This window comes from Rossellomorea vietnamensis, from assembly GCF_008180415.1.
GTDB classification, from domain to species: Bacteria; Bacillota; Bacilli; order Bacillales; family Bacillaceae_B; genus Rossellomorea; species Rossellomorea vietnamensis_C.
Map to the genome: position 1 here is coordinate 1 of NZ_VTEI01000031.1, position 12,988 is coordinate 12,988.

The 12,988-nt window shown below is 39.4% G+C and carries 17 protein-coding genes and 1 pseudogene; 4 read left to right on the plus strand and 14 right to left on the minus strand.

The genetic code is table 11. The features are described from left to right. Positions 1-184, minus strand: a 184-nt coding sequence (locus FZC78_RS23070) for a helix-turn-helix domain-containing protein (RefSeq protein ID WP_148938137.1), incomplete at its 3' end; no start/stop codon positions are given. Between the two features lie 256 nt (positions 185-440). On the opposite strand from FZC78_RS23070, the gene FZC78_RS23075 reads away from it, so the two are divergent. Further along, positions 441-938: a L,D-transpeptidase family protein gene (locus FZC78_RS23075; RefSeq protein WP_148942404.1), complete on the plus strand. Its 498-nt coding sequence runs from the start codon at positions 441-443 to the stop codon at positions 936-938. Between the two features lie 104 nt (positions 939-1,042). Here the strand turns inward: FZC78_RS23075 and FZC78_RS23080 are convergent, their stop codons facing one another. The 9 genes and pseudogenes from FZC78_RS23080 to FZC78_RS23115 form a co-directional block, all read right to left on the minus strand. Further along, a complete protein-coding gene (locus FZC78_RS23080) occupies positions 1,043-1,360 on the minus strand; it encodes a GNAT family N-acetyltransferase (RefSeq protein ID WP_435874220.1) in 318 nt (105 codons plus the stop codon). Positions 1,361-1,592: 232 nt separating this feature from the next. Continuing rightward, positions 1,593-2,069: a GNAT family N-acetyltransferase gene (locus FZC78_RS23085; RefSeq protein WP_148942406.1), complete on the minus strand. Its 477-nt coding sequence runs from the start codon at positions 2,067-2,069 to the stop codon at positions 1,593-1,595. A 14-nt stretch (positions 2,070-2,083) separates the two neighbouring features. Then, a complete protein-coding gene (locus FZC78_RS23090) occupies positions 2,084-2,914 on the minus strand; it encodes a DUF2785 domain-containing protein (protein ID WP_187445071.1) in 831 nt (276 codons plus the stop codon). Positions 2,915-2,933: 19 nt separating this feature from the next. Continuing rightward, positions 2,934-3,476, minus strand: coding sequence for a GNAT family N-acetyltransferase (locus FZC78_RS23095; protein WP_148942408.1), 543 nt, complete (start codon positions 3,474-3,476; stop codon positions 2,934-2,936). A 642-nt stretch (positions 3,477-4,118) separates the two neighbouring features. Continuing rightward, positions 4,119-4,574: a DIP1984 family protein gene (locus FZC78_RS23100; RefSeq protein WP_148942409.1), complete on the minus strand. Its 456-nt coding sequence runs from the start codon at positions 4,572-4,574 to the stop codon at positions 4,119-4,121. 114 nt (positions 4,575-4,688) lie between these two features. Continuing rightward, positions 4,689-5,276, minus strand: coding sequence for a GNAT family N-acetyltransferase (locus FZC78_RS24445; protein ID WP_252183717.1), 588 nt, complete (start codon positions 5,274-5,276; stop codon positions 4,689-4,691). Between the two features lie 33 nt (positions 5,277-5,309). Further along, positions 5,310-5,738, minus strand: a pseudogene (locus FZC78_RS24450) (DinB family protein); the annotation flags it as partial. 227 nt (positions 5,739-5,965) lie between these two features. After that, positions 5,966-6,577: an alpha/beta hydrolase gene (locus FZC78_RS23110; protein ID WP_148942411.1), complete on the minus strand. Its 612-nt coding sequence runs from the start codon at positions 6,575-6,577 to the stop codon at positions 5,966-5,968. 18 nt (positions 6,578-6,595) lie between these two features. After that, positions 6,596-7,579, minus strand: coding sequence for a ring-cleaving dioxygenase (locus FZC78_RS23115; protein ID WP_148942419.1), 984 nt, complete (start codon positions 7,577-7,579; stop codon positions 6,596-6,598). A gap of 238 nt (positions 7,580-7,817) precedes the next feature. On the opposite strand from FZC78_RS23115, the gene FZC78_RS23120 reads away from it, so the two are divergent. The 3 genes from FZC78_RS23120 (at position 7,818) to FZC78_RS23130 (ending at position 10,263) form a co-directional block, all read left to right on the plus strand. After that, a complete protein-coding gene (locus tag FZC78_RS23120; protein ID WP_148942412.1) occupies positions 7,818-8,639 on the plus strand; it encodes a hypothetical protein in 822 nt (273 codons plus the stop codon). A 15-nt stretch (positions 8,640-8,654) separates the two neighbouring features. After that, positions 8,655-9,506 (plus strand): VanW family protein, encoded by an 852-nt coding sequence (locus FZC78_RS23125; RefSeq protein ID WP_148942413.1) that lies wholly within the window; start codon positions 8,655-8,657, stop codon positions 9,504-9,506. Between the two features lie 247 nt (positions 9,507-9,753). Next, a complete protein-coding gene (locus FZC78_RS23130; RefSeq protein ID WP_148942414.1) occupies positions 9,754-10,263 on the plus strand; it encodes a hypothetical protein in 510 nt (169 codons plus the stop codon). Positions 10,264-10,310: 47 nt separating this feature from the next. On the opposite strand, the gene FZC78_RS23135 is transcribed toward FZC78_RS23130, so the two are convergent. The 4 genes from FZC78_RS23135 to FZC78_RS23150 all read right to left on the minus strand — a co-directional run bounded on the left by FZC78_RS23135 (position 10,311) and on the right by FZC78_RS23150 (position 12,895). Beyond that, on the minus strand, positions 10,311-10,844 hold the full coding sequence (locus FZC78_RS23135) for a GNAT family N-acetyltransferase (protein WP_148942415.1): 534 nt from the start codon (positions 10,842-10,844) through the stop codon (positions 10,311-10,313). Between the two features lie 159 nt (positions 10,845-11,003). Next, positions 11,004-11,438: a hypothetical protein gene (locus FZC78_RS23140; protein ID WP_148942416.1), complete on the minus strand. Its 435-nt coding sequence runs from the start codon at positions 11,436-11,438 to the stop codon at positions 11,004-11,006. Positions 11,439-11,940: 502 nt separating this feature from the next. Beyond that, positions 11,941-12,567 carry a YdcF family protein gene (locus FZC78_RS23145; protein ID WP_148942417.1) on the minus strand — a complete coding sequence of 209 codons (627 nt, stop codon included), beginning with the start codon at positions 12,565-12,567 and terminating at the stop codon, positions 11,941-11,943. Further along, positions 12,548-12,895 carry an NIPSNAP family protein gene (locus FZC78_RS23150; RefSeq protein WP_187445073.1) on the minus strand — a complete coding sequence of 116 codons (348 nt, stop codon included), beginning with the start codon at positions 12,893-12,895 and terminating at the stop codon, positions 12,548-12,550. Before FZC78_RS23150 ends, FZC78_RS23145 begins: the two co-directional genes overlap by 20 nt. Between the last annotated feature and the right edge of the window lie 93 nt (positions 12,896-12,988).

A 12,988-nucleotide genomic window follows, 5' to 3' on the forward strand; every position in this document is an offset into this window, starting at 1 on the left:
CCCGCTTGGCATCGTAGTCGAGCTGAGCCTGCAGGGCATTATAAGGCTTACAGCGTTTTAGCTCGTAGTTAATGGTGCTCTTGCTTCTTTTCAACTGTGAGGCAATGTAAGACAGCGATTTCTTTTCCAGGCAATAACTTTCAATTAATACACGTTCCTGTGGTACGATATGGGTATAGCTCATTTGGGAACACTCCTTAGTTGATTGGCGTTAACTATTGTGTACCCACTTGAGCTATTTTAATTTACGAGCCGTTCGACTTAATATGATAATCTATAGGCTAAAATAGCAATTTAGTACTTTAGCATGGCTTGAAATATATATTTCTCTGTAAAAAAAGCAATATTTAAATAATATCCCTCACAGTTCATTACTATTTTCAGCCACGATTTATCATCAGCTTACATATCCTGCAATAAATGCTTCTTGGAGGTACCACATGTATCAACATACAGTAAAACCCGGTGAAACTTTATGGTCGATTTCTGAGGATTACCGAACACCATTTGCTGAATTAGTGAAAACCAACAACATCACGGATCCCAGCTTGATCTATGCGGGACAGCTGATCACTATTCCCCGCCTGCCTGATCCGGATACTATTCCTTACTCTATCCGGGTTTCCACCAAACAAAGGAAACTGACATTATTGAAAAATGGAGAGGAAGTTAAAACTTATCCAATCGCCGTAGGAAAAATGTTGTCAGCCACTCCAATTGGAAAATTCGTTATTATAAACAAAGCCCCCAACCCTGGAGGACCCTTTGGAACCATGTGGATGTCCCTATCCAAAAAATCTTATGGCATCCATGGAACCAATAATCCTTCTTCTATTGGAAAAGCCGTTTCAAAAGGCTGTATTCGTATGTATAACAAGGATGTTGAAGAGCTGGCCAAAACCATCCCAGTAGGAACACGTGTTATCATATCTCCTTAAACAGATTCAGAAGAAAAGTAAAAAGGACGAAATCAATATCGATTTCGTCCTTAATCATCTTTAGTTTTCTGTACTTACTTGAGACTTCTTTTTTCATTGATTACTTACTGTAAAATATCCTCATACTTATCATTATTTTCCAATATCTGTTTGGCGAATGGACATTGAGAGTCAAGCTTTAAGTTATTCTCTCTTGCATACTGAACTGCCTGGTCTACCAATTTTTCTCCTATTCCCTGGCCTCTTAACTGTTCCGAAACTAGCGTATGCTCAATTACAATCTCTTTTTCATCAGAAGAATACACTAATTCCGCTTCGGGCGCATTCTCGTCTTCACCCTTATAAAATTTATTTTCACCTTTCCGAATGTCACTCATACGATCTCTCCTCCTCTTTAAGTTCAGTTGCTTCTTAAATCCGATATACCAGAGAACCTATCCTGTAAACTGTTGCTTACTCTGCTGGCACTATTTTTCAAGTTAGAAGCAAATACTTGTTGAAAGGACTATAGCTAAAAATGTGTTAGCCTTCCCAAACAAAACCTTCCTTTTATACTATTCCCTAATTAAAAAACAGATAAAACGTTTGAATGTTCCATTTGGCTTTTATCCTCTTTATTCTGCAAAAAAAAGAAGCTATCTTCTTGATAACTTCTTAATCTATCTTCATTTCCATTTTCCTTGCCTGGGTTGTCATGCCCATCTTTTCATAAAAATCAATAGCGCTTCTATTAAATTCCCACACACCCAATTCCAAACTTCCAGCACCGCAATCCTTTGTAAACTCCACCGCTTTTTCAAACAGGAGCCTCGCAAGTCCCTTTCTTCTGTATGTACCTTTCACCCCGAGGTCTTCCATAAAAACGACCGGAGCCTGCACTTTGGTATTCCAACGAGGAGGCCAGGTTTTTTTTAGTATCGTAAACGCAACAATTTCACCCTTCTCCTCAATGGTAAAAATTTTCGCTTCAGGAGAAGAAATCAACTCTTGGTAATAGGTTTGATCAAGAGTTTCTTCAGCTTCCTTATATTTATCAGGCCTTGCCCCGGCATGCAAGTCATGAACTTCTTTATGAAGCGGCTGGAGCTTTAAAAAATCATTTATCCCTGCTTCTCTCACTATGTATTCCATCTGACGCCCCCCGGCTATATTCTGTAAATGGTTCTATGCCACTGTTCCAATACCACGGAAATCTCCTTTTGGACCTTCTTAGATTTCTGTGAATAACCCAGACGGAAATAAAGCGATTTTAATAAGTCCAAGAAGTTCTTCTTTTTCTTGAAAAAAGGTACAGAATAACCAGTTTCTTTAAACTGTTTCTTAAGATGATCATTCATTGATTGTACCCACTCCATCAGCTGTTGTTGAGTCAACCCTTTTTGCAGGAGGGCTTCTATGACAAAAATCAGCCTTTCATCCTCATCGTCCATGTAGATTGCTTCTTTTTGGTAACAAGACTTTACAGCTTCTAAACAGGCAGCAATCTTTTCTGAGGGGAAATATGGATGCCCTATGGAGGCAGCTAGGAGATCTGCACCGTGAGCAATACTATGAGCCCACCCTTTTCCATGCACATACCCGCGGGTATCACGCTCTTCTTTCAGGTATTGAATGGATTTGTTAATTCCTTCAGAAATCAATTCTTCAGGAAGTCCTTGATTCTCAGCATCTTTTCTCAGTACCAATGCAGCGGCAAGTGATGAAAAGCTTCTCGTGAAAACCGTATCAGTCGACCTTTCGCCAATCTTGTAAAAGAGATGGCTGTCATCCAAGGATACACTCAATAATTTTCTCAAGCTGTGATCAGATAGAAGACCTTTCTCCACCCACCAATAGAATGTTGTATAGATTAATTGATCTCTGAGTTCAGGATCAGGATGTCCAATATTCTCTATCATTTCATCCATGACGATTTCATAGTCGTTTCCTTCGTAATCATTCTTCTTAAAATCTTGCAATCTACTCTTAAGATCCATAGCAAATCCTCTATTCTGATTATTTCTTCCACTCATGTGAGAGCATGCCGTAAACTTCATGATCAACGTAATGGTCGTAAAGTTTTTCTGCACACCTGATCCTGCCTTCATTAATAAATCCCAGACGCTCAGGTATGCCTCTGCTTTTTTGATTTTCCACGGCAGCCCTGATTTCTACTTTATTCAATTTCAGCTCATTGAAAGCATACTCCGTTAATGCCTCTACAACCCTGGTCATAATACCGCTGCCTTGAAATCCCTGTCCGAGCCAATACCCTATGTAAACTATTCCATTGCTCCAGTCAATTTGATTAAAACCTGCTGTACCTGCTGCTTCTCCTTTATAAAGAATGAGCGTGGTAAGACTTTTTTGTCTAGCGAAGTTTGTGAGGGCAGATTGAATAAACCCCTTTGTATCGTCAACTGAATTCGTGCCGTCCAGCCAGGGAAGCCACTCTCGCAAATATTCTCTTGAAGTATCCGTTAAAGCAAAAAGGTCTTCCGCATCCTTTAGTTCCGGTAATTTCAGCGAAAGATCCTGATCAATAATATGTATAAACATAACGCCACTCCTATTTCCAGCAAATTATCTTATTAATCTAGAAAGTTGATTCCTCTCTTTCATGCAGGAGACCTTTTTATTGTAGGCTGTTTCTTTCGAAGTTTTTTTAGTAGAGACCAAAAGGCAGGCGATTCATCTCCCCATTACCGTTGGGCTATGCCCTTCACACGCTTGAAGAGGGAGTTTTCTCGTCTTTTTTAGATAAATATCAGAAGATAATTCAACCGCTATTATTAACACCAGCAAAAGGATATACCTTTTCAGCGATGAAAGTTTGTATAGAAAGAATTTCTCCACCCATGCCCAGCTCTTCGCAACTACCATTATGATAATGATTCCTAAAAAGATGTTTCCAAAAGCCAAAAAATATCGACCAATCTTCCACCTTGTTTCAAGGAAAATATCCCGCTTCCCGCCCTCACCTTACTCCTATCCGATGCGTGGTAGTTACAATAATTGATACTAAATGAAAGGTATTGTGTACTGAGAATTAGTTGTAAAATCGGACTTGAACCGATAGGCACTCTCCCAGCCCTGCCATCATAGAAAGCAATTGCATCCGCTATATTCATAAGGTTACACCAAAAAAGTCAACTGCTAGAACCGCCCGCAGCTCTTTTCACTATATTTTTAAAAATAAGATCAGTCTATTTCTGTCAGCCAGTTTGCTTGTTGAATTTTTGTATCGAGCAAACGGTATTCTTTAGATAACTCGTCTATTTCTTTCTGGATTTTCCGAACGCTTACAGTTGGAATCCGGCGGATTTCCGACATACTGTATCTCGCTTCAACAATGGATGCCTGATCTGCTAAAGTTTGGAGCATCTGTCTCTTTTGCATGATAGTATCTCTTTTTACAAGAGCATCCGAGAGCTTTCCGAAGGGTTCTAAATCTGTTGAAGCATTTGCTTTTTGTATCAGTGTTACCAACTCTTCAAGCCTCTTAAAGATGCGTTTCATTTCTTTTAACAGAGTTTGCGGGTCCTCAGGCGGATCTTCTCCTTCCTGAATAACGGCAGACCGTTCAAGCCTTCCGGACATTTGAGAAAGCCGCTTTTGCAAGTCCGCTCTTTCCAATAAAGCTTCTGCTAATTTCAAATTATTCACCCCAAGAATATAATTCTGTATTTAAGATATACTACCATAAATTACATAATTCTGAAAAGGTTGAATGTTTTAATTTCGATATATTCCGCTCTTCCTGCCGAAGAGTTATTCATGTGCAGGATTGATGATGGCCAAAACTTGGTGGTCCTCCCACTTGCCATTGATATTTACACTTTTTCGGGCTATACCTTCTTTATGAAACCCAGCTTTCTCCAATACCCTGATTGACGCAGTATTATGAGGCATTACGCCTGCTTCAATTCTATGAAGCTTCAACTCTTTGAACCCATATTCAATCAGTATTTTTACTGCTTCTGAAGTGTATCCCTTTCCATTCTGTTTCCTGTCCATGAAATAACCGATAAATGCACTTTGTAAGGAACCACGCAGAATTTGAAAGAGGTTGATTGTTCCCAAAAGCTGGTTTTCACTGCTAGAGTAAATCCCAAAATTGTAACTTACATCCTTTTCCTTATCTCTTCGAAAGCTCCTGATTCGTTCTTCCTGACCTTGCACTGTATAAAAACCATTCGGCCGGCGCATTGAAAACTGTTCAAAAAATTCTTTATTTTCTATTTGCAGGTGCAGTAACTCCACAGCATCCTTATCAATGAATTCTTTTAAAAAGATATCGCTGCCTTCTATTAAATCCGCTGTATCACTCGTAGGCAAGAGCTTGGCTGTTACCGGCATTACGCTGGTTAACAGAGCATTTATTTGGTTCTGATGATGTTTATCATGCTGGATCAATTCCTGGAAATAGTGTTGCCATGTCATTTTTTCACCTGAAAGTTTTTGCGAAAAAGCTTCAGAAGGCATCGCATCAATCAAGCCTATGAGCTCAATTCTTGCATTGACAAATTCCTCAATCACTTCTTGTTTATCTGACTTTCGAGCGTAGGCTGCTGCATTATCATTGATTTTCTGAACATCTACCTTGCTCTCAGACAGTTTTTCATTTTGCAAGAAAGGCTTTAAACGGCTGTCTATCACGTAATGGTCCCAGAACATTAAATGGGCAATCACCTCTGCCGTCCCCCACGACCCTTCTTTAAAAGGCCTGAACCACACTTCCTCCGGTAAGCCTTTGAGCGACAAAGCCCATTCTGCGATCCTGCTTTTCTTTTCGATAATTTTGTCTTTCAAATCAATCACTCCCTAACATAAAAATGTAGATTTAAAGATTCTGCCCGCCATTTATCTATATTACCTTTATGCTTTATTGTGCTGCGCCTTTCATGAAGGAAAACTAAGCTGAAAAGGAAGAGTTGTATTCCTCTTCTATACTTATTATGCATAGTAACTTCTCTTCAGGCAAAAACAAGGTTGGATTTCTAGCTTATTAAGCAAAAAAAGGCACCCCAAAAGGATGCCTTTACAAGTTAATTATTATATTTTTCCTTATACCACTCAGCAGCCTGATCCACTTCTTCCCTTGTCAGCTGATGTCCGCCTCTGGTCCAGAACTCTGTGACATCTGCATTTGAAGATCGCAAAGCTTCTGCTAGTTCTTTTGTTTCCTTAGCGGGAATCAAAGGATCGTTTTCTCCTGCACCGATAAACACCGGTGTACCACTTAAATCTGCCATATTAATACCGCGGAGCGGAACCATAGCATGAAAAAGAATGGCTCCCTGGATTGCATCGCTATAATGGTACATCATACTTGCGGCAATATTTGCTCCGTTTGAATAACCGATTGCCAGAACATTTTTTCGGTCAAATCCGTATTTTTCAGAACTCTGGTCAATGAATTCCTTTAATTCCTTCGTTCTGAAGACAAGATCTTCCTCATCAAACACTCCTTCTGACAGTCTTCGGAAAAACCGCGGCATGCCATGTTCTGATACATTACCTCTAACACCCAGCACCGAACTATCCGGCGCAATCATTTCCCCAAGAGGAAGGAGATCCTGCTCATTGCCTCCCGTACCGTGTAAAAGCAGCAAAGTCGGTCCATTCTTCTGCTTCCCTTGTTTAAAAATATGTTCCATTTTCAAGTCCTCCTTCTTTTACTCTTTCGTCTCGAGCGGCTTTAAACGCGCCTCAATTTTATCTCGCTGTTCTTCGAAATACGGAGGAAGAGCAAGGTTCTCTCCTAGGTGTTCGAAATCTTCATCTCCTTCGAATCCCGGTCCATCTGTAGCAAGTTCAAATAAAATTCCGTTAGCTTCCCTGAAATATAAAGAACGGAAATAATACCTTTCCACAAATCCTGAACTAGGAATTCTCAGTTCCTTCAGCAGCTCAACCCATTTGTTTAATTCGTCTTCATTTTCCACTCTGTAGGCAACATGATGGACACTTCCACGTCCCGGCCTTTCTACAGGAAGATCCGGGCGCTCAATGATGTGAACTTCGGCTCCTGTACCTCCTTCACCTGTTTCCAAAACGTTTACTTCGAATTGATTTTCATCAACGGTTGTGGAGTAGCTTCCCTTTCTTCGGTACCCCATTAAATCGGTTAGAATTTTTTCAGTGTTTTCCCTCTTGGCGACCGTCAAGTGGATTGGCCCTAATCCGCGAATTCCGTATTCTTCAGGAATCGGACTCTTCTCCCAAGGCTTTCCGCCTTCAACACCCTGGTTATTTTCATCTGAAACGAACATCAGGCGCTGGCCTTCAAAATCTCTGAACGCCAAAGCTGCCCTTCCGCTTTCTGTTGAAATTCCATCGTGATCCACCCTGTGTGATTCCAACCTTTTCATCCAGTAGTTGAGAGCTTCGTCTGAAGCGACCCTTAGTGAAGTGGTTGAAATGCTGTTTGTTCCCAGGTGGGTGCGTCCAGCATGTGGAATTTCAAAAAAGGTCAGGTCCGTTCCTGGATTACCTCTCTCATCTGCATAGAATAAATGGTACACAGATGTATCATCCTGATTGACCGTTTTCTTCACAAGCCTCATGCCTAACACTTTAGTATAAAATTCGTAATTTTCCTTCGCATTTGCAGTAATAGCCGATACATGGTGCTGGCCTTTCAATGGTTTTAATTCCATCATAATCCTCCTTAAGTAAGAAAAGTTTTCATAAATCAATTTTATCGTTAATTATCTCAAATTAAAAATATTTGATATGAAAATAATACTTTAATTCTTCACCGCTATAAGAGACGAGTCTTTTTCAGCGCGGTGAATTGCTGAAACCGGCTTTTAACTTCCATTTATTTGAAGCTTTAGCAGAGGAGCAACTCGCACAAAATAGTAGTAAATCGTTGAATATGGAGTTGACTAATTCGTGAAGAAGATCGCTATAATCCTTTTTATCCTTTCTTTATCTTTTGAACCCCATGCAAACAAATTCTCAAAACAGGTATTCGCCCATGTAGATTTTCAAGTTGAAATGACCCAATGGGAAGAAGTTGATAGGCTGCTCCCTCGAGAATCTACCTTCCTAGTGATCGATATGGAGACCGGAAAAAGCTTCAATGTCCAGAGAAGGGCTGGCAGCAATCATGCGGACGTTCAGCCGCTTACACACAAAGACACAAAAATCATGAAAGAGATTTACGGTGGAAAGTGGAGTTGGAAGAGGAAAGCCGTTCTCATTCTTTCAAATTACCATCTTATTGCTGCTTCCATGCACGGCATGCCGCATGGTGCTGGTGCATTACAAAATGGTTTTCCCGGCCATTTTTGCATTCACTTTAATGGGAGTACAACTCATAAGACCGACTCTCCCGACCTCTCCCATCACCTTATGGTTATGAAAGCTGGAGGACAACTGGATTCTTATCTCAATGAATTAGCACCACTGGGGGTAGTCGATGCTTTCCTGGCCGGCGCAAAAAATAATGATCAGGTTCTGTTTAAAAAAACGATCCTAAATGACGAAGCTAACCTCAAAATTCTGGATGAAATCGAAGCGCTAAGGTGGCAGACCAGTACAGTAAGTAACGAGGGAACTCCATTTATTAAAGAAATTAATGCTGATTTGCAGTTGTTTTTAACGGACAAGGGGCCTTTAAAAACACGTATTACCTTCAAAGTAGTCAAAACGTCGCCAGCCGCCCCTTGGCAAGTAGATGAAACACCACTTTTAAAATTACTAAAAAAATGAATTGGAGGTGAGCAAATGAAATTGTTATTTATCTTACTAGCTGCTATGGGAATCTCTTCCGATAAATTGAATATCGATTTAAAATACGAAGAAGAAACAGTGGAGAACATCAGTCTGGCAGAATTTGAAATGAGTCCTTATCCTGAGCATTTAATAGATGAGAGCAAGCTCGACGAACTAATTATCAGGACCAACAAAAAAATTTCAAAAGAAGCTGTTGACGCTTCACTCAATGAACACGGAGAAATAGTCAGTGAACAAAATGGGCGTACAATAGATCTAACCAAGTTCAAACAAGCCTTTTATGAAGCCTTTTATAATAGGAAACCTTCTCAGCTGGAAATCCCGGCAAGTCCGGTATATCCCAAAGTTGACAGCGAACTCCTCGAAAGAATTAAACGAAAAAGAATCAGCCATTATGTCACTTACTTTAATGTCAGAAACAAAGAAAGAGTTCATAATATAAAGCTGGCTTCCGATGCAATCAACAACCAAGTTGTATTTCCCGGCGAAACCTTTTCCTTCAATCAGGTTGTGGGCAAGAGAACGGTTTCGAAGGGATATCTCCCTGCACCAGTCATTATAAAAGGAGAATTATCAGAAGGAATCGGAGGAGGAATCTGCCAGGTTTCCTCTACACTTTTTAATGCCGTGGATCGTGCCGGAGTAAAGATATTAGAACGATACTCCCACAGTAGAAGAGTTCCTTATGTACCGCCAAAAAGGGACGCCACTGTCAGTTGGTATGGACCCGATTTCACCTTCCGCAATCAACATAACCAGCCCCTTCTTATCCGATCGATGGTAACAGGCGGACAAATGATCATAATGATATTTTCCTCAGAAGACCTGGACTATGAACATTAAGGTATTCTACACCTGAATAAAAAAATGATGCCTATGGTCTCTGGAATTATTCCGGAGACCTTTTAAGTTTTGGTTCTATCCTCATGCTCCTCTTCCATTTTACAGTATTTTTAAATAGCCGACTTCAATGAAAACAATCTAAAGGTTCTAAAGCTTAAGTGGAATAAAAGCCAAATTTCTCCTGCTAAATATGCTATACTAAACATATGTTTAATTATGAATAGTCGAAAAAGTTAAAGGAGGAAAAATGTTATTATATATAGGTTTTGCCGTACTCTTAATGAATCTGGTCTTTTTTCTGGCCAAATGGTTCGCTCCTAAATCAGAGCTTTTAAACAGCTTCAAAAAAACGTCTCATTTCTGGTGGACACAGGTTGTCTTATTACTGCTTTCATTAACGATCATAGCCGGCCACTTTTACGGGCTTTCAAAAGCTCAGTGGTACACAAGTCCAATGTTTGAAAAAGAGTCTCAACTTTATGTAGGTGAAAAGAATGGTCCTGCCATTCTCCATGAATCATTTCCATTTGCAGAAAGGCCATTTGAGTCTGAAATTATCATTCCTGGAAGTGGTGATGGAAATGAAGCTCTCCTTTCCCCTGTTTCTGAAAGCGGAGAAACTATTGAGCCGTTTGCTTTAACCATGGAGGAAGGGCGTTCCCCCTTAATCATCACTTTTCCTGAAGAAGGCCAATGGAGAGTTGACGTTGAATACGATGGAAGCGAAAGAGGCTCTATAGTCTTAGAGGTGAAATGATATTCAAATTATTAAAAGAAGGCAGCATTATGCAGCCTTCTTTCTCTTTACCTGGCGTGGTTCTCTATCCAGAATCTTTTAATTACATTTCCATTTTCTTCTATATAATCTTCAGCTGGTTCTCCCCCATTTTTCAGGATGGTTTTTTCTGAACCGATATTTCCTTTATCACAAATAACAAGCACCCTTTCAATTCCCAATTCTTTAGCTTTTTCCAGCGACTGTGCTAATATTTGTGCTGCATACCCTTTCCTTCTTGCGGTCGGACGGATACCGTATCCTATATGGCCGCCTGTATTTAGAAGCTCTTCTGTTAAAGAGTGTCTGATATTGACTGCGCCGACAATCTTTTTATCGGGATCAATAAGCCAATAAGTTGAATCAGGAACCCATCCAGTTGGAAGGTTCTTACCTTTTGAATTATTTTCAATAAAGTCCAGCATTGCTGAAAAGTCAGAGGGGTCTTTGCTAATGACCCACGGAACCATATTCTCTCCACTGTCTTTCCATTCGCGGTAAAATTCCAGGTATTGTTCTTTTAATTCAATAGTTGGTTTAATGAGTTCCGTGTTTTGCTCCATAATATATCCCTCTCTCCTGATAAATTCCAACTATAATAGCACAAGAAACCCCAAATTTAAATAGATTTTTTATGATGTTTACAGATTATTTTACGCTCAAAGGGTGGAAGATAGGATTAATGAAAGCCAACAAGATGAATACCATCTTATATAATAGTTTTATGAGTAGGCTATCCAAAATGCAGCACTCCAGCTTCCTATAAGAAAGATCAAACTGGATAAAAAATACAAACTCATTTCTGATGAACTTGCGGCCTCATACTGATGCTTATAAGAATTATTGGTAATAAACTTCGCTACCGTTCCTTGGGAATTGATACTTGCCTTATTTGTGATATTAGTTATCCATCCCAGGCCAAAGAAACATAAGCTGGAAACAAAAACAGTATCGATAAAACTCCAGCTGCCTAATTCACTGATTACATATGTTCCTATACTCATCAGTAAAAGAAGGATTGATATGATAGTGATCTTCAAGAATTTTGGATTAATCCTTTTCTCCATGAACCTACTTATGTAGTCAATTGCAAAAGATGCTAATGTCAAGATGATTAATAGAATAATCGTAAAAACCACATTCAAATAAAAATACATTCTTCCGCCTCCTATTGTTTTATAAGTGTCTACGTATTTATTTGGAAAAAGTTTCAATTCATCCTAATTTTTCTTACTAGCATCAGGTAATTTTAATATTTACAGATTCGTTAACCTGCTCTTTTTACAAGTGACTTTCAATAAGTTTCGCTTCAAGTAAAGGTCTGCAGGGCAAACGGCCTTCCTCCTTGTAGTGAAAAGAAGACGAAATCACATAAGATTTCGCCCATCGCACTTACTGTTTTCAGCACTCTTCTTCTTTATGATTTACGGAAGGATGAGGATCAATTAAAAAGAGGATGTTTTCGCATATAATGTTGTTTTCAGATATTCCTGGATACTAAGAGTTTTAACTCTAATCGGGGAAGAGCAGCTCTTTCCTTTTTGATTTTGTCAGATTTCATATTCGTAATAGGGTTATTTCTTTGAAATTAGTATCAAACAGCAGTAAAGTTTACGAAAAAAGCCTTATGAAAGAACCTCTACTGCAATTTCTTCACCTCTAGAGAGGAACAATATCTCCTTTTTCTCCATAAGAAAGAATTCTTAAAAATTCTCCCCAAACTCTGTTTCGTCCAGTTTCTGATTCATTCCAAGTCTCTCTTGCCACTTTTTCGCCCTCATATTCTGCATCAAAAGAATAAGGAATATATTCCAGGCCTTCTCCAAGATGTTTCCTAAGTGTTCTCTCCTGCCGACCGGCAGCATGGCTTTTACAAATATACAAAAGAGACTGAATGCTTGAAAAATCAAAAATTTCTTTCGCGTAGAGAACGTTTTCTAAAGAATTGGACGACCTGTTTTCAAATACGATTTTATTTACGGGAACGCCTTCGTCTATAAGATGGGCACAGATAAGATCCGCTTCTTTGGCTGTCCTGTCCTCCCACTGTGGGTGAGGAACACCAGTGAGGCTTACTCCTCCGGTGACGATGACTTGGTGACACAACCCTCTATGATAGGCTTCAGCAGCCTTTTTCCAATGGCCCGGATGAGTTCCGCTGAATACAAATAAGGCATCACATTTCTCCGGTTTAATTCTTTCTCCAAAAACGATGGTGGTAAGATCTTTAACCTTGCTCTCTGTTAATTCAGGTGGAATTGGCTCTTTAGATATCAACGGTTTCACTGCTATTCCTCTCCTTTTCTTTGTAATCTCCCGTCATCTCCCAAAACTCCTGGCTCGAAGATATAAATAGTTTCGGAAGCTCTTTCTTGCGTTTTTTTGCCTCTTTATGCATTTTTGTCTGCCGTATTTTTCTTTCAATTTCTTCATAATGATTATAATTCTCATATGCCCAAATCGCCGTGACTTTGTTTTTCGAAGAATTCACCCAACGTCCTATAAGACTAGAACCATTTTTAATCTGGTTAGGAAACAAGTACTGTATAAAGAATTCATTGAATAACTCAAGGTTCTTTTCAGAAATTTTGTACGTTTTCACTCTGTAAATCACCACAACCCCTCCTTTATTCTATATTATGCTTTTCGTTTCAGGTTTTCAATATAAATTTTATTATTTGCTTAATAAACATGAAATAAAATGAAT